Genomic DNA, 25,986 nt, shown 5'->3' on the forward strand with positions numbered 1-25,986 from the left:
TGACTCCGGAATTGGTCGTCCGGCTATGGCCGAATGGAAAGCAGCGAATTTCGGTTTCATCGTGGCAAAAGTGGTGGCTGTCAGGACTTGACTAGCAAGTCCGATACCAGACGTACAACCCCGGTTGGCAGCGGGCTGCGGCTGTAGCGGGAGATTGGGTTGTCGGGTTTGCGACAGGTCTAAACCGACAAATCGGCGCTACGTTGCGACTGGCGCACATGGGTATGCTGCCGGCAGTTAGTCGCCGCCGCCTCCGCAACCGCCGCCGCAGCCGCCGGAATCGCCATCCCCGCCAATGTCGCCGCTGCCGCTATGGTCGCCGAAGCCGTCGGTGTCGCCGTCGAAACTGCTGTCGGCGAAGTCGGCGCCGCAATAGGGCGTGCCGCTACGGCCGCCGCCGCCGCCGCGGGCGATCTGGCCGCAGCAATCGGCGACGTAGCTGAAACCGTCGGCGATCTGCAATTTGCTGTCCAGAGCAAACAGGAGCGGTAGCCGGCTGGGTTTTCTCGGGTTGATGTTTTCCTCGCGGCAGCATTGCCACCAGACCCGGCGCAGGCCGGCATTGCTGCGGCGGTTCCGGCTTAACACCACGGCCGGCGTATGGTGCAGAAAGCCGCCGAAGGCTTGGCGGCAGAATTGCTGGTAATGCCGGGTATACAAAATGAACTCGTGCCACAAGTCGTCGGCCAGTTGCGACGGCATCGACACGAAGTTACCGCCGCCATGCAGATAGGCCAGAAAAAACTGGCGCAAGGCGCGGGCGGTCAATTCACAGTCCTTGCGTGTCAATTGCGGCCGGCGCTTTTGCAATTTTTCGAATAGTCCGGCAGGGAAGGCGTAGCGGCGGATGAAATCGGCGCGGGCGGCGCGGCGCCAGTGCTGCCATAACCAGAGCAGCACCGCACTGAGTATGGCTATCAGGATCAGTAGCGCAGTTTGGCTGGCCATTGCATCCTCTTAGTCCTCGTGTTTTTTCAGCGTGCTGCCGGCCGGTTTGAAGGTGTGCAAGTCCACGGTCGGCTCGGTGCCCTGCGCGGCGCAACCCCAGCTTAAGGCTTGGTCCTGGGTGAAACGCTTGCCCAGTTGCCAGGCGATTTCGGCACGCGCCAATTCGACGCCCAGATAGAAAGCGTGGCCGCCGTCGGTTTCGACCTGCAGTTTCGGGTACAGATCGAACGGGTCGGTGGCGCTGTGGAGGCCGTCGCGGTTGAAAATGTGGATGCCGTCGCTGCTGACCTGGATCCGGTAGCTGGGGTCTTTGATTTGCGCCGCCAGACTTTCGACTTCTTCGCGGCTGTTCAGAAACGGCGCAGTCTCGTGCACCGTCATCAAGTCCGGGCTGATGTGTTTGGGCAGCGTGTTGTGCTGTTTGGCGGCATACATCATGCGCCGGGCCACGTCGGCTTCCTTGATCGCCCGCCGTGCGTGTTTGCTGACTTCCGTTGCCAGAATGTGGTTGATGTTCAGTTCCGAGCAAATGCCCAGCAGCACCGCATTAATACCGGAGGTATCGGCGTGGGTCAGTTCGGTCAGGTTGCCGACGCCCATCATCATTTCGATGTCCGGGTAGCGTTGGCGGAACCGGTAATTGCGGACAATGGACTCGGTAAAGCCGAAATGGATCGGGTCCAGGATCGGGTCGACGATGAAGGCGCGGTTTTTGGCGCTCAAGGTCTCGATGGCTTGATCCAATGTATCCAAGTCGCCGTGGACTTCCGGAATCAGAATCGGCGTTGCCGCCACTTCGTCGGCAATCCACAGACTCTTATTGGTCAGGCTCAGCAGGTAATCGGCACCGGCCTTGCCGCCGGCCAGCAGGTCGGCGTCTTCCAGCGAGTCGATGCTGACGCTAAAGCCTTCCTGCTTCAACGTTTTGATGCAATCGGCCAGATGCGGAAACGGCGTGCCGGGTAGACAGCCGATATCGATTACGTCGGCACCGTTGGCTTTGTAGTAATGCGCGCGCTCGACCACCGCGTCGACGCCGATATTCGGCGCATCGGTGATCTCGGCGAAGATTTTGGTTTGGTATTGGCTCAGGTCGTAATGGTGCGCAGCCATGCCGAAGTGTTGCGGCAAGTCCTTGATCTCTTCCGGGCCGCGTTCGACTGGAATGCCGTAATGCCGGGACAGCATGTCCAGATCGCCGCGGCAGCGGCCCGGTATCACGATGCGGTCGGCGCCGCCGGTGTCGGTTAGCCGGCGGGCGATCATTTCCGCGGTGATCAGTGCCGCCACCGTCACGCCCATCACATGCACCTTGTAATAAAAATCGGGCTGCATTTTTTCCAGCACCTGGCGGACCTGTTTTTCGGCCAGGCGGCCGGTGATGAACAGGATTTTTTCGCTCATAGTCCGGCCAGGCGGGTGTTTACCGCCAGGATCAGTTGTTCGACGTCGTCCACGACTTGGGTGTAGGGAAAGCTGCGAATTTTATCGGTGGCCTCCAGGTCGACCGGGCGCGGATAGACCATGAATTTTTTCTTGCCCGGCGCGGTGGTCTCGATCTCCGGCGCGGTATCGCACGGGTAGACGATGCTGGGGACCCGACATTTGCCGGCTTGCGAGTACAAATTGGTCACCAGCGAATCGGCGATGCCCAGCACGCATTTGGCGATGGTGTTGGAGGTGGTCGGCGCCATGACGAAGGTGTGGTAATAGCCTTTGTAAAACAGCCCTACCGGCGGCGCCGAAGCCGCTTTGTCCCGATAAATCGGCATCTTGGCGCGGATATCGTCCAGTTTGATGCCGTACATTTTCAGTACTTCCTCGCCGGCCTGGCTCAGGTAAAGATCGACGTTATCCAACGTCAGCATGAAGTCGAGACATTCTTCGATGTAATGTCCGGAGCCGGTGATAGCCCAGGCAAGGCGTGGCGTGGTCATGGCGTTTCGGTTAGTTTTCAGGTCGCGGCATTATACGTGAAGACTCGCGGCAAATGCCGCCGAGGCCGAGTGGGTTCCGACCGGCCGCCGCCGCTATTTTCGCCGCGCCTTTTAGTTGCTTGGGATTTGTAGGATAAGGCGTACAATGCCGAGCCGAATTGTCAGGATATTTCTCCCAGCCGCTATCGTTTCGTTTGCCGTTTCATTATGGATAGTCAGATTACTCAATTGCAGGATACAAACGTTCTTCGAAAAACGCCGCACGTCCTGGTATTCGCCAGTGGCACGAGCGGGGTCGGCAAGTCCAGTTTGGTGGCTAATCTGGCCGCGGCAATGGCCGCCCGCGGCCTCGGTGTCTGCATCATCGACGCCGATACCGGGCTTTCCAATATCAATTCCGTGCTGGGCTTGCGACCGGCGTTCAACCTGGAGCAACTGGCCCGCGGCGAACGTAGTCTGGCCGAGGCGGTGATCAAAACCAGTGACGGTGTAGCGGTGTTGCCCGGCGCGCAAGCGCTGATGAGCAAGCCGTTGGCGGCGGAGCAGCACTCGCAGCTGGAACGGGTAGTGCGGGAACTGGAAGGCCAATACGATTATTTTTTGATTGACGTCCCGGCGGCACTGACCGACAAGGTATTGCAATTAATCGAGGCGGCCAGATACGCATTTTTGTTAGTCAGTGCCGATCCGGCCGCGTTAACCGACGGCTTTTCCCTGCTGAAAGCCTTGAATGCCAGAAACTACCGCGGCAGTTTGCGCGTGGTGGTCAATCAGGCGCTGGATTATCCGGCGGCGACCGAAACTTACCGCCGGTTTGCCGCGGTCGCCGAAAAGTGTCTGAAACAGAAGGTCGAGTACGGCGGTTTCGTGGTTCGCGACGACAATGTCTCCAAAGCGGTGGCTTTGCAGATGACCGTGATCGACTTGGCGGCCGGTTCGCCGGCCAGCCGCTGTTTGTTCTCGTTAGCCGATAATATCGTCAAACATATCGGCAGCGATCCTAATGCTCCCGGTTTGACCGACTATTGGCTGCGGATGCTGACCGCCGCCGATGCCGCGCCGACGGCCGAGCCCGCAGTAACGGCGGGATATGCGGAACCGGGGCCGGACATTCGCAGTGAGGTCCGTACACAAACACCGGCTGTCGCCAGTGATACGCCGCAGCGCTTGCTTGCGGACATCAGACGCCAAGTTTTGGACCAGCCGGCACTGGAGCGGTTTACCGGCGATTTCGTCGAAGCGTATTGCGAGCAGTTCGGCACCTTTCCGGCCGCGTTCAAGGCACTGTTTTACCGTTGGCTGGAAACCGAAAACTATGCCGCGCCGCGCCTGCTGGAACTGGCGTCGACTCTGGAGGCGTTATATGCGATGCGCCATCAAACGCCAATGTACAAGCTGTCTGAAGCAGTGGCGCGCTTGGCGGCCCAGGTGCAGGGACAGCCGGAACAGCACCAGGATGCGATCGAACAACTGCGCGCCGCGTTCCGGCAGGCTTACCATCGCGACGCGTTCGATGCCGAACAGGCGGTATTGGCCAGCGTCGGCAGCGACGAATTCACCGAACAGCGGTTTGAAGAATTGCTGCAAAAATTGCGCGACGCCTTTCACGCCCGCTTCAATCGTCCTTACCAAAGCCAACCCGAATTATTGCTCAATTCGACGCTGGAGGCTTTGGATACGATGGCGGTTGACCAACAAAACCTGCAGGACGAAATCGCGATGTTGATGCACGGATTCCAGTTGTTGGCATCGCGCCGCGAAAAACTCTCCATCGCCATCAAAACCTTGTTAAACCCTGGGCTTGGCGGTGTGGCACGTCCTTAAATAGGCTCAGGGCAAGCGGTATTCAAGGCCTGGGTTAGTAGTTCGCGCATCCAAGTGCGCCTGAATTCTGCGTCCATGACGGCAGAAAATTGGGTTATATCCCATGCCGTTAAGGCATTTCGACTATCTCTGTAGATTTCGCGTTAGAAATCAATCGCATAAGCAGCAGGCTTCCCCAATAAAATCGCGTCATATCACGCGCTAGATATTTTTGCCGCTGAAACTGCGCTGAGGCAGCGAGAGCCGGTTAGCGCTGTTCCGGAAAATAAATTATAAAAACAACGCTTTGCCTGGATTTTCCGGGGCCGGAAGCGGTTCGGGTCGCGCTGGGTTCCAACTCATGCTCGAATATTGTGGCCTGATCATTGCTGTTAGAACGCAACATTGCTCAGCTTCCCGTCCTATCGACACATCAGGCTCTTCAGTGTCGATCCATTTAGCTTCTACCTTTTCGCTTGCCAATCCAGGAATTAGCCATGATCAGACTTTACCGAAAAACCGTCGGCCGCGTTGCCGCCACAATACGACTCGCTCCACCGTTCGCTTGCCGCGCGATGCCGGTCTCCTTGGTGTTGTCAGCTGCTGCAATTCAACCGGCGGCAGCCGCTACCGCGCCCGTCGGCACTACGGGCAAGTCAGAAAGCCATCAGGCCGTGGAATTGGTTATCGGCAAAACTCCAGGCAGTCTGTTGCAGCTCAATGTTCGACAAGCCGCATTGGCCGACATCGTCAAGGAAATCGCCGCTAAAACCAAAACCGAAATCCACTACACGGTACTCCCGGAGGCGCCGGTCACCGCCACCTGTATTGCCGATAAAGTGCAAGCGTTGTTGGAATGTCTGGTCGGCAAGCAAATCGGCGTCGTCAGCCAAAAACCGGAAGGCGCCAGCCGGGAACAAGTCTGGCTGCTCGGCTCCAGCATGAGCGGTTGCCCGGCCGCGACCGCCAAGGTCGCTGTATCCGAACAAGATGCTACGCCGGAAATCCAACCCACACCGGCACAACAGGCCGCGCTTGATCGCGCTCAGCGCGAACACACCGAAACGATGCTAAAGCAAGCCAGATCCAAGGATCCGTCCCAGCGCGCTGAGGCCCTGCTGAATTTAGGGTCGACCGGTACCAAAGCGGATCCTAACGTCCGGCAAGCCTTGGAAGACGCCATTAACGACAAAAGCCCCGGTATCCGGGCGCAAGCGGTCAGCGCGCTGGCGGCTTACGACGAAGACGGTGCCGAGCAAGTGCTGAATCGAGCGTTGGACGACAAAGACATGGAAGTGCGCCTGGCGGCGGTCGATCGTGCCGCCGGCAATCAAGCCATCCTGGAGCGAGCCGCGACCGACAGTAATCCGACGGTGGCCGGCTACGCGGCCGCTAAATTGGCGGAACTCGCCCGTACCCACGGTCAATAGCGTGCGCCTGGGAGCTGAACTGCATTTGAGATGGTGCGGATAGCCGTCCGCGCGATGAAACTGCTTTTTGAACACGGCATGCGCCGATTCGCCGCTCTAGGGCGATCGGTCCAGCCGCGATGGCTTCCGTCCGCCGCGGTAACGGCAAACGGAAGCGCAAACAGGCCGCAACCGGCTGAAACGGTGACGGCCGAAGCCGGTGTCGGGATTGCCCCGCCGCCGGTTTTTTCTAACGCAAGTGCGGCATATTGCCGCAGAGGAAGTTTACATGAAACAGCCAATGTTCAAAACCGCATTATTGTCTTCCTTGATGCTGGCCGGGTTGGGTTTTGCATCCGTCGGTCATGCATTTTCGGGCTCGCTGGGTTCCACTACTACCGAGAACCTCGACATTTGGCACGCCACCTGTACCGCCGGTGCGTCGCTGACTGCCACCGTCGCCGGTACGCCAACCACCACCTCCGGTACTCGGGTATCGGTCGGCAATCTGGACGGTAAAAACTCCAGCACCTCCTGCACCGTAACCAGCGCCGCAGGTTGCACCACCGCGGCGGTCGCGGCCAACAATGCCGGCAATCCCAATACTTTTGTGCTTACCGTGGCGCAAACCACGGCCGCGGCTCATGCCTATACGGTCACGCCGAATTGCAGCTCCGGTGCGGCTAGTTCCATCACCCAAATCATCAATCGGTAATTCCTGCGTGACTGAAACCGCGGTTGCAGGGCAACCGTGACTTACTCATTTAGGTAACGCGGCAAAAGCCGCAAAGGAAGACAAACATGAACAATCTAACCAAAAAAACCGCACTATCCGCCGTATTGGCATTGGGTACGCTGGCTTACGCCGGCTGGGCGACGGCGCACGAAGCCGCCGGGGTGCTGGGTTCCACCAGCGCTTCGACGGTGGATGTGTACCATACCAGTTGCTTTACCTTGTCGGCCGCGCAAGTTGCCGATCCATTGGGTGAATATTTCGGCGCATCCACGCTGGCGACCAAACGTTTCGTGGCGCAGGTGCACAAACAATGTACCACCAACAACGCCGCCTGCAATGCGGCGGCCGGCAGTGTGCGGGTCAGCATCGGCGCCATCGGCGGCAGCAACCAGGTTGGCGGTTCGTCGGCATCGACCAGCACCACCGGTTCCGGTGCGCAACATCCTGAAACCTTGCTGTGGTTGTCCGGCGCCGGCAGCGCCTGGGTGCAAGTGGCCGACACGGTCGGCGCCGACCGTAACGGCGATTACATCGTCGCGATCTCGCATAGCAGCGCGACGACGAACACCTATCAAGCCTCTTTCCATTGCGAAGACGTGTTGTTGGGAAATCCGGCTCCAGGAACAGATACACAACATACCGGCACCGGCGTCACCACCACCGGCGGCGCCAACCCCAATGGTGTCGATCAAGCCGCCGACTACGTGCAAATCATCAACCAATGATGATCTAGTGCCATCGCGGAGCGGTTAAACCGCAGGCTGGGGCGCTAGTCTTCAGTCGCCAGGGACGGGCAGTGCAACGCCGGCGGGTTTCGGTCCGCCGGTTTCTTGACCGTCCATTGGCTAGTCGCTGGTGGTTCTGGCCCGGTGTGATCGAGCTTGGGTATGCAGCGCATACCGCAAAGGCCTTGCACACCAGCTAAATCTAAATCGGTACGCGATGCGCAGCCTAAGCCACTTGCGCAGCTCTGTTTATAAGGAAATTGACGCACCATGTTTAAACCTTACCCCACCCTGATTTTGTTAACCCTGTTCACTGGCTGCGCCGAGGTGCAGCCCTGGCAGCGCGGCAACCTGGCCAAGCCGCAAATGGCCTTGGATCCTTACCCCTTGCAAAGCAGCTTGCGGGCCCATAATTACGGCAGCCGCGAGGCGTTGACCGGCGCTGCTAGCGGCGCGCAAGGAGGCGGCTGTGGCTGTTACTAAACCGCCCATCGGCGCGCTGCAAGCGCTCAGCGCCGCCGCCTTGTTATTGCCCGGCCTGGCCCAGCGGCCGGTGCAGGCCGCCGAACTGGAAAGCGTGGATTTTCAATACGGCCACTATCAGGAGGGCAACCGCGCAGTTTATGGTCAGGGCTCCGATCCGGTAACCAGCCAGAAGTTCGTCGCCAAAGCCCCGAATTATCTCAACCCCATCGAAGCCGACAGCCTGCGCGGCAGCGCCCGCATCGCCTTCAGCGATCGGCTGAAATTTGCCTTCAATTACACTCAGGACACTTGGTCCGGCGCCACGCCGATCGCCACCGCGCCGGCGATTACCGGTAATTCCGCATTGAAGTATGATCCGACGTATACGACGATTACCGGCGCCTCGCCACTCCTATCTGGTGGCGCGGCATTTTACGCCGACCGCAACGGCCGCTTATACGAAGTAGCAACCACCGGCGAATTCGATCCGGACACCGGCAGTCCGATCTTTGCCCCCGGCGCCCCGGCCGACCGCCTGACCCACGTCATGGTCGGCGCCTCGCCGGAACTGCGCCAGCAAGGCGACTTCAAACTCAGTTACGACTGGGACGAAGCGGCGGCCAGCCTCGGCGGCGGTACCTCGGTGGAAAACGACTACGAGTCGCGCTTCGCCAATCTGGGCCTGCGCCTGGACTTCAACCAAAAACGCACCAGCCTCAACTTCGGCGCCAGTTACACCAACAGCGCCACCCAGGCTACGCTGGATCCGCTTTCTCAGGGCTATTTCTCGCAAGGCCCGGCCTATAACGACTTAGCTCAACTTTCTACCGACTACAATGCCGCCGGCGAAGCGATTGCCGAACATTGGAACAGCCGGGTCACCGGCGCCCGTATCGATAAGGAATACGACATCATCGTCAACCGTAACGGCGTTCACATCCCCAGCTTGCGCAGTACCACCCTGCGCGGCAACCGCCAGGATTGGGGCGCGGAACTGGGCCTGAGCCAGGTGCTGACCCCCCATGCCGTGCTGGCTTTGGACATGAGCTATACCCGCAGCGATGGCTTTTTGGGCAACCCTTATAAAGCCGTCTACGCCTACAACGCATTGGTAACCCCCGGCCAGGACCTGAACCAACCCCTGTTGTACAGCGCGCGTGGCTCCGGTATTTACGAAGCCCGGCCTATCGTCCGCAACCAGTTCAATTGGCATGTGGGTTACAGCCAGTTCGTCGAGCCGCTGGACGCGGCGCTGCATTTCAATTACCGCTTCGGCCACGACGACTGGGGCATAGACGCCCACACTTTCGACGCCGATTGGGTGCAACCCTTAGGGATGGGCTGGACCATCACCCCGACCCTGCGCTATTACTCGCAAAGCGCCGCCGAGTTTTACGCGCCTTACTTCACCACCATTACCGAAACGGCCACCGACCCGGATACCGGCGAAACCACCTATCGACCGATCAAGGCCCTGCCCAAGCATTATTCCAGCGACCAAAGGCTATCCGGTTATGGGGCCTTGAGCGGCGGAGTGGTTGTCGCCAAGCAGTTTGCCAGGGGCTTGAAGTTGCAGGTCGGCTTCGAGTATTACAGCCATCGCGGCAGCCTGAAACTGGGTGGCGGCGGCGAGCAGGATTTTGCCGACTACGACTACTGGAGCGCCAATGCTGCGCTCAGCGTTAACTTTGCCCAACTGGGTCGGGGCAGCGGGGCCGGCGACGGCCACCGCCACGGCGGCCACGCCGGCGCCGCGGCCCCGGCCGGAGTGATGTTTGCCCATACCCTGAACCAAGCCGGCGACTGGATGCTGGGCTACCGCTATCAGCGCAGCGAACAAGCCGGCGCCATGCTGCACGGCGACCGGGCGGTCGGCCAGGCCGACATCGCCGCCAACGGCTGCGAAGGCGCCACCTGCGCGATGGCGCCGGCGTACATGGCGATGAATATGCATATGCTGGAACTGATGTACGCGCCGAGCGACTGGCTGACCCTGATGCTGATGCCGCAATGGATGGACATGGCGATGGACATGACGATGCTGGTCGACGAACGCGACGGTAATGGCCATTCTCATGCCAGCAAAATGATCAACACTCATCAAACCGGCGGCATCGGCGACACCGGTTTGTACGCCTTGTTTAAAGTGCTGGCTTTTGACCGCCAGCAACTGGTGCTTAGCCTGGGCGGCAGCGCGCCGACTGGCGACGTCAATTGGGTGTGGCGTCGCAACTCGCCAGCAAGTTCAACCGGCGAAACTCCGATGGACTATGGCATGCAGACCGGCAGCGGCACCTGGGACTTCAAACCCAGCCTGACCTATAGCGGCGCCTGGCAGGACTGGTTGTGGGGCGCCCAGGCCGGCGGCACCTTGCGCCTGCAACACCACAACGAGGCCAAGTACGCCTTGGGCGATGTGTTTCAGGGTAGCGTCTGGGGCGGTTACCAGTTGACAGACTGGTTGTCCGGCAGCGTGCGCGGGATTTATAGCTGGCAGGACAAGTTGCGCGGGCATTATCCAAACAACAGCTTGGGGCAGCCCTATAGCGGTCATGACGGCACCTTCGACAAGACCAGCAACTACGGCGGCCAGTTCGTCGACCTGGGTTTGGGGTTGAACGTGCAATTTCGCGAAGGCGCGCTGGCCGGCCACGGTCTGAAGCTGGAATGGCTACAGCCGCTGTACACCAAGTTCAACGGCTACCAACTGGACCGCGACTACACCCTCAACGCCAACTGGAGTTATGACTTTTGAGGGTGGCCATGCCCTCACCCCCAAGCCTTCTCCTATGGAGAGAAGGGAGCCGGAGGCGTAGGCTGGGTAGAGCGATAGCGACACCCGGCCTGAATGCCGGGTTTCCTTGCATTAAACCTTGTCTGCGGCCCAAGGTATGACGCCGGATGCAAATCGCCATTTTTCCAAGCAGAAGCGATCATCGCAACGCTGCGCCTTTTTTCGATAGGAGGATTACGCCATGACATCACCCAAACTATGTGCCCTGGCCTTACTCGTGCCGTTGTGGGGCTGCGCCACCGCCCCGGATAAACCGGCCGAACCCGCGGCGCTGGACACCGAACAGCGACAATCCAGTTATGCCCAGGGCGTGAAATACATGCAAAACCTGAAGGTCAGCGACATTCCGCTGGATCAGGAGCTGTTCCTGCAGGGCATGAACGACGTGCTGCATAAACGGCCATTGCGCTTGAATCCCGAGCAATTGCAGAAAGGCCAGGACTGGGTGTTCGTGCAGCACGTTATGTATACCGAAAAACTGGCGGCGGCCAATCAGGCCAAAAGCGAGGCGTTTTTGCAACAGAACCGCAGCCAGCCCGGCGTTACCACCACGCCCAGCGGTTTGCAATATCAGGTGCTGATACCTGGCCGCGAAGCCGGCGCCAAGCCGGCCGCTACGGACAGCGTGCGCTTGCAGTATCGGATCGCCCGCCTGGACGGGAATGAACTGACGGCAAATAAGCCGGAAGTGCCGGCCGAAGTGCCGCTGAGCGGGTTGGTGCCGGGGTGGCGGGAAGCGCTAGGGTTGATGACGCCCGGCGCCAAATGGCGTTTATTCCTGCCGCCCGAACTGGCCTATGGTGCGGACGGTCTGGCTGGCAAGGTACAACCCAACGAAGCCTTGATTGTCGACCTGGAGTTGCTTGAGATCAAGTCTGGGGGCACGGCGCAAATGGCGCCGAAAAAAACTCTGACCGCCGGCCCCGGCGGCGATGTCAAACCAACCTCCCGCTGGTTGGCTCCAGCCGGCGGTGGCTAATGTGTCGTCGCGGTCTATGAACTTGATATCGCGTTGGGCGGTTTCACCTGCGTTTTGGCATGTCGGAGCAGGACCGCGGTTATAGATCGGACCGGTTTAACCGGCGGGTTAATTTCAGTTGTGCTGTAACTCCAAACACCATGCCCGATGCCGGCGCGAAAGGCATTGGCCGGGACTAGGCTGCCGTTCGCGGCGGCAGATTTTTAACCTAGGAGAGATGATGGACGAGTCGGTTATGGGTAAACGGAATGCGGTGCGTTCGCTGGCGATGCAGCGAGATATGCGCGAGCAGCGCCAAGCGCAGGTCGAGCCGGACGCCGGACCCGAGGGGAAACCGCCGAAGTCCACTCAACGGCGGGCAAGGCGGGTGCCGGCAGAGGAGTTTCCGTCAGCGCGGTATTTTCAGGTGCATTTCGAGCAGTTGCACGAGCAGTTGTCGTTGACCACACGTCAACTGGTAATCTTGAGTGACCGAGTGCAAGATTTGGAGCGCGAAGTGAACCGCTTGAATGAGGACCCCGGTCCGCCTTGAAGGCGGCTGTGAGCAAATCGGGAGTTTGGATGCCGCTCGGCGCTAGGGCGCTGGGCAGTATGGGTTTGGACCGTTTGGGAGAGGAATAAAGATGAAAGATCGATCTATTCGACGTTTGACGTTTTTGCAGTGGGGCGCGGTGGTATTGGGTGTATCTTGCGCTATGTCGGCCGTGGCTGCCGAGGTTAATCAAGCCGCGCCGGCATGCGCTTTGCCCGCTATGCCCGACGGCAAGACTTTGCAGTGGCAGCAACTCAAAAATCAAGTGGTATATGTGGACTTTTGGGCGTCGTGGTGCGGACCGTGCATGCAATCGTTTCCGTTTATGAATGAGTTGCAGCGCGAATACGGTCAGCGAGGCTTGCAGGTGGTGGCGGTCAATCTTGACGAGGAGGACGCCGACGCGCAGGCATTTTTGGCGAAAGCGCGCCCTGTTTTTGCGGTGGCAGCCGATCCGAGTCAGCAATGTGCCAAGAATTTTGCGGTGGAAGCGATGCCTTCTTCGTATTTGATCGATCGCAAAGGCCATGTGCGATTCATCCACAAAGGCTTTCGGCCGGGCGAAGTCGACGAGTTACGCGGCATATTGAAACAACTGCTCGACGAGCCGGCGACATAGGAGTCGCACAGCGAGCGGTATGGCCTAAAACTTTTCGGGAGAGCAAGATCGATTTGTGGCCAGACTTTATCGCAACCGTGGATTTTGGTTAAATCGCGGTCTTGCCTTAGCGATTTCCTGATCATGAACTCCAACAAACCGGCGACGAATCGGCCGTTAACCTATTACCGCCGGGAATTCAACGCAATGGGTACCCCGTGCGAAATTCAATTGTTTGCCGTCAGCACCGCCGCCGCCAGTGCGGCGGCGGATGCGGCGGTGGCCGAAGTCCAACGTTTGGAGGCGCGATATTCCCGCTACCGTCCCGACAGTTTTCTGTCGGAAATCAACCGGGCCGCTGCGGCCGGAGCCACGATCGAAGTGGATGCCGAAACTGCAAGTTTGTTGGATTACGCCACGACCTGCCACCAGCAAAGCGACGGTTTGTTCGACATTACTTCAGGACTTTTGCGGCAGGCCTGGAAATTTGATTCCGGCCGTTTGCCCGAGCCGGCTGCACTGGCGGCGCTATTGGCCAAAGTCGGTTGGGATAAGGTGGTTTGGCAAAAGCCTTTATTGGGTTTCGGCGTCACGGGCATGGAAATCGACTTCGGCGGCGTGGTTAAGGAATACGCCGCGGATTGCGCGGCGACGGTTTGCCGCAATCGTGGCGTCAAACACGGCGTGGTTAATTTGGGCGGCGATATTCGGGTGATCGGGCCGCGCGGCGACGGGACGCCGTGGCGGGTCGGCATTCGCGATCCGCGTCAACGCGGCGAGATTCTAAAGACGTTACCCGTTTATGAAGGTGCAGTGGCCAGTAGCGGCGATTACGAACGTTGCTTGTTAATTGACGGTGTGCGCTACGGCCATATTCTTAACCCGAAAACCGGCTGGCCGGTCAGGCATCTGGCGGCCGTTACCGCGGTCGCCGATTTTTGCGTGGTGGCGGGCAGTGCATCGACGATTGCGATGTTAAAAGAGGCGGACGGCGTCGAGTGGTTGCGGCAGTTGAATTTGCCCCACCTGTGGGTGGATGTGCATGGCGTCGGCGGCGGCACACTGGGCTAGGCTGCTGAGCAGGCCGCGATTCAGGCCCGGGCGCAGACCCAAACGTCCACCCGGCCGACACCGGCCTGCTTTAACACACCGGCCAGCGCCGAAGCGGTGGCGCCGGTGGTCATCACATCGTCGACGATCGCTACATGCTCAGCTTTTAACGATTTAATCAGACGAAATGCGCCGCGCATGTTCTTGTGCCGTTGTTTGGCCGGCAAGCCGGTTTGATGCACGGTATCCCGGCTGCGCGCCACACTATACAAATCCAGCGGCAGCTCGAAGCGCCGGGCCAAATGGCGGGCAATCTCGATCGATTGGTTGAAACCGCGTTCCCGGTATCGGTGCGGATGCAGCGGCATCGGCAGCAGTAGTTCCGGCAGTTCGGCGCCGGCGGCGATATGCTCGGCGAGCAGCATGGCCAACAGGCGCGCATTTTTATAATCGCGGCCGAATTTCAACTGACCGATCAGGTAGGGCATCTGATAACGGTACAGATACGGCGCATAGGTCTCGTCGAACTGCGGCGAGCGTTTCAGGCAGCGCCCGCACAAGCTGGGCAGCGCAATCTCGCTCTCGAACGGTTCGCCGCAGCGATAACAGCAGCTTAGATTGCGCGGTAAATCGTCCAAACAGCCCGCGCACAAGTCGAAATCGGCCAAGCCGGTATCGCCGCACAACACGCAACGCGGCGGCAACAGCTTTCGTTGTATAATCTTCAGCCAGTTGTTTACCATTTTTTTGCTGTTGGGTTGATAAGTGGCTGTAGCGGCCCCGCCTGACAATTTTTCGGAGAGTAACAGAATGTCCGCCAGTCACAAACCCTTGGAACCGGTCGCAGTGCGCCACGATTGGCAATTGCACGAAGTCGAAGCTTTATTCGGCCTGCCGTTCAACGATTTGATATTTCAGGCCCAAACCGTACACCGCTCCTGTTTCGATCCGAACGAAGTCCAGGTCAGCAGTTTGTTGAGTATCAAAACCGGCTCCTGCTCGGAGGATTGCGGTTATTGTCCGCAAAGTGCGCGCTACGATTCGGACTTGGCGCCGGAAGCCTTGATGCCGGTTGACTCGGTATTGCAGGCTGCTGAGCGGGCCAAAGCGGAAGGCGCTTCGCGCTTCTGCATGGGCGCGGCCTGGCGCAGTCCGAAAGATCGCGATATCGAACGGGTGGTGGAAATGGTCAAGGGCGTCAAAGCGCTGGGCATGGAAACCTGCGTCACGCTGGGCATGTTGACCGACAAGCAAACCCAGGCTTTGAAAGAAGGCGGTTTGGATTACTACAACCATAATCTGGACACCTCGGAAGATTATTACTCGGAAATCATCACCACCCGGACCTATCAGGACCGGCTTGATACGCTGGAGCGGGTGCGCGATGCCGGCATCAACGTCTGCTGCGGCGGTATCGTCGGCATGGGCGAGTCGGAAACCGACCGCGCCAAATTACTGCTGCAGTTGGCCAATTTACCGAAGCATCCGGAAAGCGTGCCGATCAATATGTTGGTACAGGTGCAGGGCACACCGTTGCACGGTACCGAAAAGCTGGACCCGATCGTGTTTGTGCGCACTGTGGCAGTAGCCCGGATCATGATGCCGCATTCGCGGGTGCGCTTGTCGGCCGGACGCACCCAAATGAGCGACGAAATGCAGGCATTATGTTTCCTGGCCGGTGCGAATTCGATTTTCTACGGCGAGAAGTTGCTGACCACCGACAATCCGATGACCAACCAGGATAAGCAATTGTTCGCTCGCTTGGGCGTGCGGATGGGCGGCTCCAGCTACGCCTGATGCCGAAGCGGTTTTACGATTTTTCCGCGAGCCTGCAGCAGTTAGACCAGCAAAATCTGTATCGGCGCCGGCGCGTCGTCGACGGGCCGCAGGCGGTTGAATTGCAGGTCGAGGGCTGCCGCTTGCTGAATTTTTGCAGCAACGATTATCTCGGGTTGGCCAATCATCCGGACGTGGTCGAGGCGTTCAAGGCCGGCGCCGACCGCTACGGTTGCGGCAGCGGCGCGGCGCATTTGATTTGCGGCCACAGTTCGGCGCATCACGCCTTGGAAGAGGAATTGGCCGCGTTCACCGGACGGGAACGGGCTTTGCTATTTTCGACCGGCTATATGGCCAATCTGGGAGCGATCTCGGCATTGGTCGGACGCGGCGACTCTGTGTTTGAAGATCGGCTCAACCATGCTTCGTTATTGGACGGCGGCTTGCTGGCCGGTGCCCGATTTCAGCGCTACCGTCACGCAGACACCGACGAGCTGCGGGCCAAGCTTGATCGCGCTCAGGGCAGGGCGCTGATCGTCAGCGACGGCGTATTCAGTATGGACGGCGATCTGGCGCCTTTGCCGGACTTGGCGCGGCTGGCGGAAGCCTATCAAGCCGGATTGCTGGTCGACGACGCCCACGGTTTCGGCGTGTTGGGCCGCAACGGCGGCGGCGTGGTCGAACATTTCGGCCTTTCCGCCGAGCAAGTGCCGATCTTGGTCGGCACCCTCGGTAAAGCGTTCGGCACTTTCGGCGCCTTCGTTGCCGGTTCCGCAGAATTGATCGAGTATCTGATTCAAAAAGCCAGAACTTACGTTTACACCACGGCCTTGCCGCCGGCGGTGGCAGAAGCCACTCGCGTCGGCTTGCGCTTGCTGCAAACCGAGTCCTGGCGGCGGGAACAGTTGCAGGCCTTGATCGGCCATTTTCGCCGCGGCGCCGAACAACAGGGTCTGCGACTGATGGAATCTGCAACGGCGATCCAGCCGCTGCTGGTCGGCGACAGCGGCCGCGCGCTGGCAGCGAGCCGGGAATTGGCGGAGTTGGGATTTTGGGTCGGTGCGATTCGGCCGCCGACCGTACCGGCCGGTAGCGCCCGTTTGCGTATCACATTTACCGCGCACCACAGTCTGCAGCAGGTCGATGCCTTACTGACGGCGTTGGGTCAGGTGTTGCGTTGAGTAGCATCCATTGCGAAATTTACGGCCACGGCCGGCCGTTGCTGATGCTGCACGGTTGGGCCATGCACAGCGGTATTTGGCGTCAGTTCGCCCGGCAGTTGGCCGAGCAGCGGCAGGTAATTTGTTTGGATTTGCCGGGGCATGGGCGTAGTGCGCCGTTAATCAATTTTGAAATGCCGGCCATCGTCGAGGCCTTGTTGGCGGCGATTCCGGTGCCGCGTTTCGATTTGCTGGGCTGGTCTTTGGGCGCGACGGTCGCGATCAATTTGGCTTGCTCATGTCCCGATCGGGTTCGTTCTTTAACATTGTTGGCGGGCAACCCGCGTTTCGTCCGTGAACCCGGCTGGCCGGGAGTCAAGCCCGAGGTGCTCGACAGTTTTGCCGAATTGCTAATTAGCGACTCGAAACAGACGCTGCAACGCTTTTTGGGCTTGCAAGTGCAGGGATTGCCGCATGCCAAAACCGTGTTGCAACAACTGAAACTGACTGTCTCGGAATGCGAGGCTCCGGATTTCGGCACGCTGCAAGGCGGGTTGCAGATTTTGAAGCAGCACGACGCGCGCGATAGCTTGGCGGCGTTGAAACTGCCGATACGGGTGATTCAGGGCGATAAAGATACGTTGGTGCCGGTGGCGACGGCGACCGCGTTACAGGATTTGCAGCCGGCGTTGCAGATAGAGATATTGCCAGGCGCCGGGCATGTGCCGTTTCTCACCCATCCGCAAGTTTTAGCCGATGCTGTGCTGAGCGATGACTGATACGGCGCTGTTGGACAAGGCTAAAGTCCGGCAGTCGTTTGCCGCCGCGGCCGATGGTTACGATGCGTTGGCCGGTTTGCAGCGCCGGGTCGGCGAGACCTTGTTGGCAAAATTTCCCTGCGCCGGCCTGGCTCAACCAGTGTTGGATATCGGTTGCGGTACCGGCTTTCTGACCCGGCATTTGGCTAGCCGGGCGCCGGCCGCCGTGGCGCTGGATATCGCTGTGCCGATGTTGCAAGCCGCGCAGCGAAACTGTGCCGGCTTGCCGCTTGCTTACGTCTGTGCCGATGCCGAGTGCTTGCCGTTCCGGAATGACAGTATCGGCCAAATCTATTCCAACTTGGCGGTGCAGTGGTGCGAGGATTTGAGCGCGCTGCTGGGCGATTGCCGGCGAGTATTGTGCCCCGACGGTCGTTTGGTGTTGTCGACTTTCGGTCCGCGGACCTTGGCGGAATTGAAAGCGGCGTGGAGCCAAGTCGACGACTTTGCTCACGTCAACGAGTTTTACAGTACCGACCAGATAGGTCAATTCCTGGCAGCGTCCGGTTGGCGCCGGTTCGAACTGGAAACCGAGTTAATCACCCAGTCATATCCGTCGGTGATGGCGCTGATGCGCGAGCTGAAAGGAATCGGCGCGCACAACGTCAGTACTTACCGTAATCCGCGGCCGACCAGTCGGGCGGCGTTGCAAAGCATGATTGCCCATTACGAATCGGCGATGGCCGGCGGCGAGATTGTTGCCAGTTATGAAATTATTTATCTACGAGCGATGCGATGAAGATCGGATATTTTGTCACCGGTACCGATACCGATATCGGTAAAACCTGGGCCACTGCCGCATTGTTGCGCCGTTTCCGACGCGAGGGTTATGCGGTTGCGGGGATGAAGCCGGTAGCGGCCGGTTGCGAACGCCATGGCGACAAATGGCAAAACCAAGATGCGTTGCTGTTGATGCAAAATGCATCGGTCGACGTGGAATACGAGTTGGTCAATCCGTATGCCTTTGAACAGCCGGTGTCGCCGCATTTGGCCTGCTGCGGCGAAACCGTTGAGCCGGCACAGATCCTGGCAACTTTCGGCGCTTTGCAGCAGCGGGCTCAAGTCGTTTTGGTCGAGGGTGCGGGGGGCTGGTATTCGCCGATGAGCTTAACTTTGGATAACGCCGGATTGGCTGGGATATTGGGGCTGCCAGTGCTGGTTGTGGTCGGTATCAGGCTCGGTTGCCTGAATCACGCGCGGTTGACGGTGCAGGCCGTCGTTGATTCCGGCTTGCGCTGTGCCGGCTGGATTGGTGTGCAAATCCTCGAAAATATGCCGTACTTTGCAGAAAATGTGGCGTATTTGCAGGAGGCGCTGCCGGCGCCGTTTCTGGGTGTCTTGCCCTATTCGGAGACTGGCGATTTTGAATTTTTGTCAAGCGGCCTGCAGTTGCCAACCTGGCAAAATATTGATCTGCATCAAGAAAATTAAGCGGCGGATGTTGAGAATGACGGCTCCATTACAACTATAACCAGGAGACGTTTTATGGCTTTAATCACTTGGACCGCAGCACAATACGGCACCAACGTTGGCTTTGCCGATCAAGAACACCAAACTCTGTTCGGGTTGTTGAACAAGTTGTACGACGAAGCAACCGGCGGCGCGGCGCGGGCAACCGTCGGCGCTTCGTTGGATGCGTTGATCGCCTATGTGGTCGACCATTTCGCCCACGAGGAAAAGGAAATGCAAGCCAAGGGTTTCGGCGGTTACGAGCGGCATAAGGCCGAACACGATGCGTTGGTGGGTATTTGCGCCGATTTGCAAAAGAAATTCCATGCCGGTGAAGCCGACGTCACCGACGAGGTGGGGCAAATGGTGAAAGGTTGGCTGGATAGCCACATTCCGACTTACGATAAGGCTTATGCAGAAGTTTTAAGCTAAGTCAATCGCTGTTTGCGGCAGAACAGCCATGAAGGCTTGCGGGCAGCAATGTCCGTGAGCCTTTTTTATGTGCATAGTGTACAAACGGGAAAAGCTCTTCTGGTCTGCCGGGGAGTCATGGGTTAAAATTGCCCAGTTTATTTATGACAATTATCTGTAAAGGGAGTTTGTTGTCTGTTTGGTGTCGGGCGGCAAGATTACAACGATATAACGCATACAAGTTTATAACTACCAATGGGGGCTGCTCCGTGAAGAAAACTAAGCAACTGCTCGCATGTTCGGTTCTGATGGCTTTAGGGCTCGGATCGGCGCATGCGGACTACACACTCAATCTGACGAAAGGCGTGACCCAGCTCAGTAACGAGTTGTACGACCTGCACATGTTGATCATGTGGATCTGCGTGTTTATCGGCATCGCGGTATTTGGCACGATGTTCTATTCGATTTTCCATCACCGTAAATCGAAAGGTCATAAAGCCGAGCAGTTCCATGAAAACACCACGGTCGAGATCATCTGGACTATCATCCCCACGCTGATTCTGGTCGGTATGGCGATTCCGGCAACCAAAGCGGTGGTTGATCTGGACCGGACTCAAGAATCGGAAATGTCGATCAAGGTGACCGGCAAGCAGTGGTATTGGGACTACGAATATCTGGACAACGGCATTCATTTCGAAAGCCACTTGGACGAAGCCAGCGAACGCGTCCACCGCGTCAGCTCTATGGACCCGCGTTCGGTACCTAACTATCTGCTGAATGTCGACAAACCGTTGGTGGTTCCGGTCAAAAAGAAAATCCGTTTCCTGTTTACCGCGGCCGACGTGATCCATTCCTGGTGGGTTCCTGAACTGGGCTGGAAAAAAGACGCCAACCCCGGTTTTGTCAACGAGGCCTGGACTTACGTCGACAAGCCCGGTACCTACCGTGGTCAATGTACCGAATTGTGCGGCCGGGACCACGGCTTCATGCCAGTGGTGGTGATTGCGATGGAGCAGGACCAATATGACGCCTGGGTGAAGGCGACTCTGGAAAAGCAAAACCAAGCCCCCGATCTGAGCGACCAAACCCGCAATTCGCTGATGGCCCATGGCGAATCGGTTTACCTGAGAAACTGCGTGGCCTGCCACCAGATCGACGGCAAAGGTATTCCGGGCTGGTTTCCGGCTTTGAGCGGCAGTGCCAAAGTGACCGGCAACATGGATCAGTTGATCGGCTTTATCCAAGCCGGTACCAGCAAAATGCCGGCCTTCCGCAAGCTGCCCGACAACGAGTTGGCCGAGCTGATTACCTATATCAGAAACGCTCCGGCGCTGGGTAACAACGTGGGTGATGAAATTCAGCCCAACAAAATCACACCCAAATGGGACGATGATGAGTAATTCGTTGATGTACGCATTGAACTCATTTTCTAATTTTTGCTGAGGTATAAAACATGACTGCTGTCGTAGCTGAACATGATGATCATCACGATCACCACGATCACGGCCCGGAGAAGGGCATTCTAAGGTGGATAATTACCACTAACCATAAGGACATCGGTACCCTGTACTTGGTATTTGCACTGGCGATGTTCTTCGTTGGCGGGACCATGGCGCTGATCATTCGCTCGGAATTGTTCGAGCCCGGATTGCAATTCGTCGATCCGAACTTCTTTAACTCGATGACCACCATGCACGCGCTGGTGATGGTGTTCGGCGCGGTCATGCCGGCATTCGTCGGTCTGGCGAACTGGATGATTCCGATGATGATCGGCGCGCCGGATATGGCGTTGCCGCGGATGAACAACATGAGCTTCTGGATGCTGGTCGCCGGCGTTTTATTGCTGGCGAGCACACTGTTCATGGAAGGCGGTGCGCCTGCCGCCGGTTGGACTTTGTATCCGCCGTTGGTATTGCAAACCGGAAAAGCGTTTCCGTTTGCGATTTTCTCGGTACACATGTTGGGTATTTCTTCGATCATGGGTGCGATCAATGTAATCGCCACCATCTTCAACATGCGCGCTCCCGGCATGACCCTGATGAAAATGCCGTTGTTCGTCTGGACCTGGCTGATCACCGCATTCCTGCTGATCGCGATCATGCCGGTATTCGCTGGCGCGGTAACCATGTTGTTGACCGATAAATTTTTCGCAACCAGCTTCTTCGACGCGGCTGGTGGCGGCGACCCGGTGTTGTACCAACACATTTTCTGGTTCTTCGGTCATCCTGAAGTGTACGTGATGATTCTGCCGACCTTCGGCGTGGCGTCTACCATCATTCCGGTATTCGCCCGTAAACCGCTGTTCGGTTACGCCTCCATGGTGTATGCGACCGGTGCGATTGCCTTCCTGTCGTTCATCGTTTGGTCTCACCACATGTTTACCGTCGGTCTGCCGATTGCCGGTGAGTTGTACTTCATGTATGCGACGATGCTGATCGCCATTCCGACCGGGGTAAAAGTCTTCAACTGGACTGCAACCATGTGGAAAGGCTCGATGACTTTCGAAACACCGATGTTGTTTTCGATTGCGTTCGTGGTGCTGTTCACGATGGGTGGTTTCACCGGCTTGATGATGTCGGTGGCGCCGGTGGATTTCCAATACCACGACACTTATTTCATCGTTGCTCACTTCCACTACACGCTGGTACCGGCGTCGGTCTTCATCCTGATGGCCGCCGGCTATTTCTGGCTACCTAAGTGGACCGGAAATATGTACAACGAGAAAATCGGCAAACTGCATTTCTGGTTGTCGGCGATTTCGGTCAACATCCTGTTCTTCCCGCAACACTTCCTGGGCCTAGCCGGCATGCCGCGTCGGATTCCGGATTACGCGGTCCAGTTTGCTGATTGGAACATGGTGTCCAGTATCGGCGCCTTCATTTACGGTTTCAGTCAGTTGTTGTTCGTCTATATCGTAATCGACACGATTCGCGGCGGTACCGGCGAGAAAGTCAGCGACGAAGTTTGGGAAGATGCCAGCAAACACAGTCTGGAATGGACCGTGCCTTCGCCTGCGCCTTACCACACCTTTACTACTCCACCGGAAAAAATTCCGACCGAGCATTTCTGATTCGGTTTTAGCGATGCCGGTTGACCGCTCCATCGGAATGTTCCCGATGGAGCGTCTCGAGGAGCAACATGGATATTAAAAAGAAAAACATTTTGACGGCGGTGGTGTTGGCAGCAATTGCGATAACCATCTACGTGTTGGCGGTCATCAAGGCCATGTCGCAATGAGCGACGATGGTTTAGATAAAAAAAATACTCGTTTGGCGGTGAAGCTGGTTTTGTTCGCCGCAATGATGTTCGGATTCGGTTATGCCCTGGTTCCGCTCTACAACGTGTTATGCGATTTGGTAGGGCAGAATGCCAAAGTCGAGACCTTGGCAAAACAGGAAACGGCGTTCCAACCTGAGCAAAACCGCGAGGTGACGATGGAGTTTCTGACGTCGTTGAACCGGTCGGTGCCGATGGCGTTCAAGGTCGAGACGCCGAGCTTGAAAGTGCATCCGGGGCAGTATTACTCGGTGGGCTTTTATGCCAAGAATCTGAGCGAGCGCCGGTTGAAGGTTAGGGCGGTAGCAACTTATTCGCCGGGCCAGGTCAAGGATTACGTGACCAAAGTGATTTGTTTCTGCGAATTGGAGCAAATCTTCGAGCCGAACGAAGAAAAGAATATGACCGTACGTCTGGTGGTGGATCCCAAGCTCCCGGAACGCTATAAAACCATTACGCTGTCTTACACTTTTTTTGAAATTACTGAAAATTCTGAAAATTAACGAAGGGGAAGGTTATGTCGACAAACACAGCTTATTACATCCCGCATAAAGCCACGTGGCCGGTGATGGCAACTGCCGGCTTGATGCTGACGCTGGCGGGCTTTGCCAACTATTTGAACGGTAACTCGGCCGGTTCCGGCATGATGATTACCGGCTTACTGGTTTTCATTGCAATGCTGGGAGCCTGGTTTGCGTTGCAAGCTACCGAGAGCGAGTCCGGCATGTACAACCACGGCGTCGGTATTTCCTACCGGATGGGCATGATGTGGTTCATTTTTTCGGAAGTCATGTTCTTTGCCGTATTCTTCGGCGCGTTGTGGTATACCCGCAACCTGTCGGTGCCCTGGTTGGGCGAAACCGGCCCCGTCAGCGGTCCGGGTCGCTCCACTCACGAGATATTGTGGCCTGCTTTCCAAGCGGTATGGCCCACCAACGGCCCGGGCAAAGTCGGCGGCGATTTCGAACCGATGGGCGCCTTCGGGTTGCCGTTCTTGAATACCCTGATTCTGTTGACCAGCGGCGTCACTTGCACTTGGGCTCACCACGGCTTGTTGGCGAAAAATCGTAGCCAATTGATCAAAGGCTTGGCGGCAACTGTTGGTTTGGGCTTTTTGTTCGTGGTTTTCCAAGCCAGCGAGTACCATGAAGCGTATGCCGAAATGGGGTTAACTTTGGGCTCCGGCATCTACGGTTCGACCTTCTTCATGCTGACCGGTTTCCACGGTTTTCACGTCTGCGTCGGCGCGATCATCTTGTCGGTAGTCTTGTTCAGAAGTTGGAAAGGCCACTTCACACCGGAAAACCATTTTGCCTTCGAAGCGGCCGCCTGGTACTGGCACTTCGTCGACGTGGTCTGGTTAGGCTTGTTCGTGTTCGTTTACCTGCTGTAAATCCAAGCACCACCCAATAAAAAGCGCGGTCTTTGCGGATCGCGCTTTTTTTTTGTTCGAAATCAGGGGTTGGACGGGTTGGTCGAGGCTGGAGGAGCGTTGTGTATGCGTATGCCGATGCCGTGAGGCTGGATCAGGCCGGTGGCCAAGGCGAGAAACAATAAAATGAAGACGCCCAACGATACGCCGATCCTGACGGTTAAGGCCTTTGCCGTTTTTTTCGAATCTTCGTCGTCCTTGTGTTTGACAATGTGGAACAAGGCGGAGCCGAGGCTGGCGACAATCGCAATGAATGCGGCAATGATGAGGATTTTGATGGGCATGTCGGCGAAACCGGATAAAAATAAACATTTTCGGCGAATAAACTGCGCTTGCCAATAGCGGATAACGGTTGGAAAACAATATGGTCAGATTCAAATTTTTCGGGGTCGAGTTTCAGTTCGCCTGGCCGATGTTGGCCGGCTATCTGCTGCTGGTCGGGTTGTTGTGCAATTTGGGCTTTTGGCAATTGCGGCGCGGTGCTGAAAAGCAAAATCTGTTGGATGCGCAGCAGGCGGCGTTGTCTGCTCCGGCCTTGGATTTAAACGGCAATGTGTTAATCGACGTAGCGGAGTACCGTTACCGTCCGGCGACCCTGAACGGACATTACGATCACGCGCATCAGATTTTGCTCGACAATCAGGTCTTGGACGGTAAAGCGGGTTATCTGGTGTTGACGCCGTTTTTGCCCGGCAACGGTCAGGCCGCCGTTTTGATCAACCGGGGTTGGATTGGAATGGGCGTTTCGCGCGACACGGCGCCCGATCTGAGCGTAGTCGGCCAAATCGGGGAAGTTACGGGAAGGATCAACCGCTTTCCGGAGCCCGGTATCCGCTTGCAGGGCGCCGAAGTACCCGGCGATAGTTGGCCGGTGAGGGTACAAGTGATCGATACCCGGCTATTGGCCGAGAAAATGGGGTACGCCCTGGCCGATTACCAAATCGAATTAAGTCCGGATCAACCCGCCGGTTATCGCCGCGAATGGAAGACAGCGGTGACGATCCCGCCTGAAAAACACCGGGCCTATGCAGTACAATGGTTCGGTTTAGCGTTGACCTTAACCGTGCTATTGGTTTGGCACAGCAGCCGTAATACACATCGTGGATAAACAACATCGTAAAAACCGCATCACTATTTTGGTGATTTTCGCCATGTCGGTAATTCCGTTCGGCATTGCCTGGTATCTGGCGAAGCATCCTGACGCCGTGCGTCTGGGTACCAACCACGGCGAGTTGATCAGTCCGCCGTTGGTCACGGACGCGGCGGAGTTTTCCGGGGCCGATCCTTTTTCCGCAGAGCATATCGGCGAGTTGAAAGGACATTGGATCTTGGTTAATCCGGTGGCCGGCGAATGTGGCGAAACCTGCCGCGTGGCACTCCATAAAACCAACCAAATCGGCTTGATGATGGGTAAGGACATTGCCAGAATCCGGCGCCTGGCATTGCTATTCGATAACAAACTGCCGCTACCGGCCGAGTGGCGCGAAGACGGGCGTCTGCTGAAGGCTGCGCCTGCGCCAAGCTTGCAACAAAAAATCACAACAATAAATCCAAGTCCGCTACCGGATGGTAGCCTGCTGATCATGGATCCGTTGGGCAACGTAATGATGAAATACGCGCCCGGTTACGATCCGTATCAGGTCAGAGACGACTTAGGCAAGTTACTCAGAATTTCACAAATCGGTTGA

Annotated in this window: 27 protein-coding genes; 22 read left to right on the forward strand and 5 right to left on the reverse strand. The window is 57.5% G+C overall.

Annotated elements, in window-relative coordinates:
- Positions 1-237 precede the first annotated feature (237 nt).
- The 3 genes from C2U68_RS01025 to C2U68_RS01035 are packed head-to-tail and all read right to left on the reverse strand — an operon-like array spanning position 238 to position 2,885.
- Positions 238-948, reverse strand: coding sequence for a glycine-rich domain-containing protein (locus C2U68_RS01025; RefSeq protein WP_140910647.1), 711 nt, complete (start codon positions 946-948; stop codon positions 238-240).
- A gap of 9 nt (positions 949-957) precedes the next feature.
- Positions 958-2,352 (reverse strand): DUF6513 domain-containing protein, encoded by a 1,395-nt coding sequence (locus tag C2U68_RS01030; RefSeq protein ID WP_140910648.1) that lies wholly within the window; start codon positions 2,350-2,352, stop codon positions 958-960.
- Complete coding sequence (locus tag C2U68_RS01035; protein WP_140910649.1) at positions 2,349-2,885, reverse strand: flavoprotein; 537 nt, start codon at positions 2,883-2,885, stop codon at positions 2,349-2,351. The genes C2U68_RS01030 and C2U68_RS01035 overlap by 4 nt, the downstream gene beginning before the upstream one ends.
- Before the next feature lie 207 nt (positions 2,886-3,092).
- Here C2U68_RS01035 and C2U68_RS01040 point away from each other — a divergent pair, with 207 nt between their 5' ends.
- From C2U68_RS01040 to C2U68_RS01085, 10 genes are all read left to right on the forward strand, one after another.
- Entirely contained in the window at positions 3,093-4,709 is a 1,617-nt protein-coding gene (locus C2U68_RS01040; RefSeq protein ID WP_140910650.1) for an AAA family ATPase, read from the forward strand.
- A 476-nt stretch (positions 4,710-5,185) separates the two neighbouring features.
- On the forward strand, positions 5,186-6,118 hold the full coding sequence (locus tag C2U68_RS01045) for a HEAT repeat domain-containing protein (protein ID WP_140910651.1): 933 nt from the start codon (positions 5,186-5,188) through the stop codon (positions 6,116-6,118).
- Between the two features lie 268 nt (positions 6,119-6,386).
- On the forward strand, positions 6,387-6,812 hold the full coding sequence (locus tag C2U68_RS01050; RefSeq protein ID WP_140910652.1) for a hypothetical protein: 426 nt from the start codon (positions 6,387-6,389) through the stop codon (positions 6,810-6,812).
- An 86-nt stretch (positions 6,813-6,898) separates the two neighbouring features.
- On the forward strand, positions 6,899-7,558 hold the full coding sequence (locus C2U68_RS01055) for a hypothetical protein (protein ID WP_140910653.1): 660 nt from the start codon (positions 6,899-6,901) through the stop codon (positions 7,556-7,558).
- 270 nt (positions 7,559-7,828) lie between these two features.
- Entirely contained in the window at positions 7,829-8,041 is a 213-nt protein-coding gene (locus C2U68_RS01060) for a DUF4266 domain-containing protein (RefSeq protein ID WP_140910654.1), read from the forward strand.
- A complete protein-coding gene (locus C2U68_RS01065; protein ID WP_186289461.1) occupies positions 8,028-10,778 on the forward strand; it encodes a DUF3570 domain-containing protein in 2,751 nt (916 codons plus the stop codon). The genes C2U68_RS01060 and C2U68_RS01065 overlap by 14 nt, the downstream gene beginning before the upstream one ends.
- Positions 10,779-10,998: 220 nt before the next feature.
- Positions 10,999-11,796, forward strand: a complete 798-nt coding sequence (locus C2U68_RS01070) for an FKBP-type peptidyl-prolyl cis-trans isomerase N-terminal domain-containing protein (RefSeq protein ID WP_140910656.1) — start codon at positions 10,999-11,001, stop codon at positions 11,794-11,796.
- 220 nt (positions 11,797-12,016) lie between these two features.
- Positions 12,017-12,328, forward strand: a complete 312-nt coding sequence (locus C2U68_RS01075; protein WP_186289462.1) for a hypothetical protein — start codon at positions 12,017-12,019, stop codon at positions 12,326-12,328.
- Between the two features lie 91 nt (positions 12,329-12,419).
- Positions 12,420-12,947: a TlpA family protein disulfide reductase gene (locus C2U68_RS01080; RefSeq protein WP_260839158.1), complete on the forward strand. Its 528-nt coding sequence runs from the start codon at positions 12,420-12,422 to the stop codon at positions 12,945-12,947.
- A gap of 123 nt (positions 12,948-13,070) precedes the next feature.
- Positions 13,071-13,997 (forward strand): FAD:protein FMN transferase, encoded by a 927-nt coding sequence (locus C2U68_RS01085; protein WP_260839159.1) that lies wholly within the window; start codon positions 13,071-13,073, stop codon positions 13,995-13,997.
- 20 nt (positions 13,998-14,017) lie between these two features.
- Here C2U68_RS01085 and C2U68_RS01090 read toward each other — a convergent pair whose 3' ends face one another.
- Positions 14,018-14,680 (reverse strand): ComF family protein, encoded by a 663-nt coding sequence (locus C2U68_RS01090; protein WP_313901394.1) that lies wholly within the window; start codon positions 14,678-14,680, stop codon positions 14,018-14,020.
- A 106-nt stretch (positions 14,681-14,786) separates the two neighbouring features.
- Between C2U68_RS01090 and bioB the strand changes: the two genes are divergently transcribed.
- From bioB to C2U68_RS01140, 10 genes are all read left to right on the forward strand, one after another.
- A complete protein-coding gene (bioB, locus tag C2U68_RS01095) occupies positions 14,787-15,773 on the forward strand; it encodes a biotin synthase BioB (protein WP_140910659.1) in 987 nt (328 codons plus the stop codon).
- Positions 15,773-16,933 carry an 8-amino-7-oxononanoate synthase gene (bioF, locus tag C2U68_RS01100; RefSeq protein WP_140910660.1) on the forward strand — a complete coding sequence of 387 codons (1,161 nt, stop codon included), beginning with the start codon at positions 15,773-15,775 and terminating at the stop codon, positions 16,931-16,933. Before bioB ends, bioF begins: the two co-directional genes overlap by 1 nt.
- Positions 16,930-17,691: a pimeloyl-ACP methyl ester esterase BioH gene (gene bioH, locus C2U68_RS01105; RefSeq protein ID WP_260839160.1), complete on the forward strand. Its 762-nt coding sequence runs from the start codon at positions 16,930-16,932 to the stop codon at positions 17,689-17,691. Before bioF ends, bioH begins: the two co-directional genes overlap by 4 nt.
- Positions 17,684-18,469, forward strand: coding sequence for a malonyl-ACP O-methyltransferase BioC (gene bioC, locus C2U68_RS01110; protein WP_140910661.1), 786 nt, complete (start codon positions 17,684-17,686; stop codon positions 18,467-18,469). Before bioH ends, bioC begins: the two co-directional genes overlap by 8 nt.
- A complete protein-coding gene (gene bioD / locus C2U68_RS01115; protein ID WP_140910662.1) occupies positions 18,466-19,161 on the forward strand; it encodes a dethiobiotin synthase in 696 nt (231 codons plus the stop codon). Before bioC ends, bioD begins: the two co-directional genes overlap by 4 nt.
- A 54-nt stretch (positions 19,162-19,215) precedes the next feature.
- Positions 19,216-19,611 (forward strand): bacteriohemerythrin, encoded by a 396-nt coding sequence (locus C2U68_RS01120; protein WP_140910663.1) that lies wholly within the window; start codon positions 19,216-19,218, stop codon positions 19,609-19,611.
- A gap of 248 nt (positions 19,612-19,859) precedes the next feature.
- A complete protein-coding gene (gene coxB / locus C2U68_RS01125) occupies positions 19,860-20,990 on the forward strand; it encodes a cytochrome c oxidase subunit II (protein ID WP_140910664.1) in 1,131 nt (376 codons plus the stop codon).
- 53 nt (positions 20,991-21,043) lie between these two features.
- A complete protein-coding gene (ctaD, locus tag C2U68_RS01130; protein ID WP_140910665.1) occupies positions 21,044-22,660 on the forward strand; it encodes a cytochrome c oxidase subunit I in 1,617 nt (538 codons plus the stop codon).
- Positions 22,661-22,823: 163 nt separating this feature from the next.
- Positions 22,824-23,369, forward strand: a complete 546-nt coding sequence (locus C2U68_RS01135) for a cytochrome c oxidase assembly protein (protein ID WP_140910666.1) — start codon at positions 22,824-22,826, stop codon at positions 23,367-23,369.
- Positions 23,370-23,383: 14 nt separating this feature from the next.
- A complete protein-coding gene (locus C2U68_RS01140; RefSeq protein ID WP_140910667.1) occupies positions 23,384-24,259 on the forward strand; it encodes a cytochrome c oxidase subunit 3 in 876 nt (291 codons plus the stop codon).
- Positions 24,260-24,321: 62 nt separating this feature from the next.
- Here the strand turns inward: C2U68_RS01140 and C2U68_RS01145 are convergent, their stop codons facing one another.
- Positions 24,322-24,582, reverse strand: coding sequence for a twin transmembrane helix small protein (locus tag C2U68_RS01145; RefSeq protein WP_140910668.1), 261 nt, complete (start codon positions 24,580-24,582; stop codon positions 24,322-24,324).
- 80 nt (positions 24,583-24,662) lie between these two features.
- Here C2U68_RS01145 and C2U68_RS01150 point away from each other — a divergent pair, with 80 nt between their 5' ends.
- A complete protein-coding gene (locus tag C2U68_RS01150; protein ID WP_140910669.1) occupies positions 24,663-25,406 on the forward strand; it encodes an SURF1 family protein in 744 nt (247 codons plus the stop codon).
- Entirely contained in the window at positions 25,399-25,986 is a 588-nt protein-coding gene (locus C2U68_RS01155) for a hypothetical protein (RefSeq protein ID WP_140910670.1), read from the forward strand. The genes C2U68_RS01150 and C2U68_RS01155 overlap by 8 nt, the downstream gene beginning before the upstream one ends.

The sequence above is a fragment of the Methylomonas koyamae genome (assembly GCF_006483455.1).
GTDB lineage: Bacteria > Pseudomonadota > Gammaproteobacteria > Methylococcales > Methylomonadaceae > Methylomonas > Methylomonas koyamae_B.

Excerpts from the sequence above, each read along its gene's own strand:
- C2U68_RS01025 (WP_140910647.1), bottom strand. The coding sequence starts at position 948 with ATGGCCAGCCAAACTGCGCTACTGATCCTGATAGCCATACTCAGTGCG.
- C2U68_RS01030 (WP_140910648.1), bottom strand. The coding sequence starts at position 2,352 with ATGAGCGAAAAAATCCTGTTCATCACCGGCCGCCTGGCCGAAAAACAG.
- C2U68_RS01035 (WP_140910649.1), bottom strand. The coding sequence starts at position 2,885 with ATGACCACGCCACGCCTTGCCTGGGCTATCACCGGCTCCGGACATTAC.
- C2U68_RS01040 (WP_140910650.1), top strand. The coding sequence starts at position 3,093 with ATGGATAGTCAGATTACTCAATTGCAGGATACAAACGTTCTTCGAAAA.
- C2U68_RS01045 (WP_140910651.1), top strand. The coding sequence starts at position 5,186 with ATGATCAGACTTTACCGAAAAACCGTCGGCCGCGTTGCCGCCACAATA.
- C2U68_RS01050 (WP_140910652.1), top strand. The coding sequence starts at position 6,387 with ATGAAACAGCCAATGTTCAAAACCGCATTATTGTCTTCCTTGATGCTG.
- C2U68_RS01055 (WP_140910653.1), top strand. The coding sequence starts at position 6,899 with ATGAACAATCTAACCAAAAAAACCGCACTATCCGCCGTATTGGCATTG.
- C2U68_RS01060 (WP_140910654.1), top strand. The coding sequence starts at position 7,829 with ATGTTTAAACCTTACCCCACCCTGATTTTGTTAACCCTGTTCACTGGC.
- C2U68_RS01070 (WP_140910656.1), top strand. The coding sequence starts at position 10,999 with ATGACATCACCCAAACTATGTGCCCTGGCCTTACTCGTGCCGTTGTGG.
- C2U68_RS01075 (WP_186289462.1), top strand. The coding sequence starts at position 12,017 with ATGGACGAGTCGGTTATGGGTAAACGGAATGCGGTGCGTTCGCTGGCG.
- C2U68_RS01080 (WP_260839158.1), top strand. The coding sequence starts at position 12,420 with ATGAAAGATCGATCTATTCGACGTTTGACGTTTTTGCAGTGGGGCGCG.
- C2U68_RS01085 (WP_260839159.1), top strand. The coding sequence starts at position 13,071 with ATGAACTCCAACAAACCGGCGACGAATCGGCCGTTAACCTATTACCGC.
- bioB (WP_140910659.1), top strand. The coding sequence starts at position 14,787 with ATGTCCGCCAGTCACAAACCCTTGGAACCGGTCGCAGTGCGCCACGAT.
- bioF (WP_140910660.1), top strand. The coding sequence starts at position 15,773 with ATGCCGAAGCGGTTTTACGATTTTTCCGCGAGCCTGCAGCAGTTAGAC.
- bioC (WP_140910661.1), top strand. The coding sequence starts at position 17,684 with ATGACTGATACGGCGCTGTTGGACAAGGCTAAAGTCCGGCAGTCGTTT.
- bioD (WP_140910662.1), top strand. The coding sequence starts at position 18,466 with ATGAAGATCGGATATTTTGTCACCGGTACCGATACCGATATCGGTAAA.
- C2U68_RS01120 (WP_140910663.1), top strand. The coding sequence starts at position 19,216 with ATGGCTTTAATCACTTGGACCGCAGCACAATACGGCACCAACGTTGGC.
- ctaD (WP_140910665.1), top strand. The coding sequence starts at position 21,044 with ATGACTGCTGTCGTAGCTGAACATGATGATCATCACGATCACCACGAT.
- C2U68_RS01135 (WP_140910666.1), top strand. The coding sequence starts at position 22,824 with ATGAGCGACGATGGTTTAGATAAAAAAAATACTCGTTTGGCGGTGAAG.
- C2U68_RS01140 (WP_140910667.1), top strand. The coding sequence starts at position 23,384 with ATGTCGACAAACACAGCTTATTACATCCCGCATAAAGCCACGTGGCCG.
- C2U68_RS01145 (WP_140910668.1), bottom strand. The coding sequence starts at position 24,582 with ATGCCCATCAAAATCCTCATCATTGCCGCATTCATTGCGATTGTCGCC.
- C2U68_RS01150 (WP_140910669.1), top strand. The coding sequence starts at position 24,663 with ATGGTCAGATTCAAATTTTTCGGGGTCGAGTTTCAGTTCGCCTGGCCG.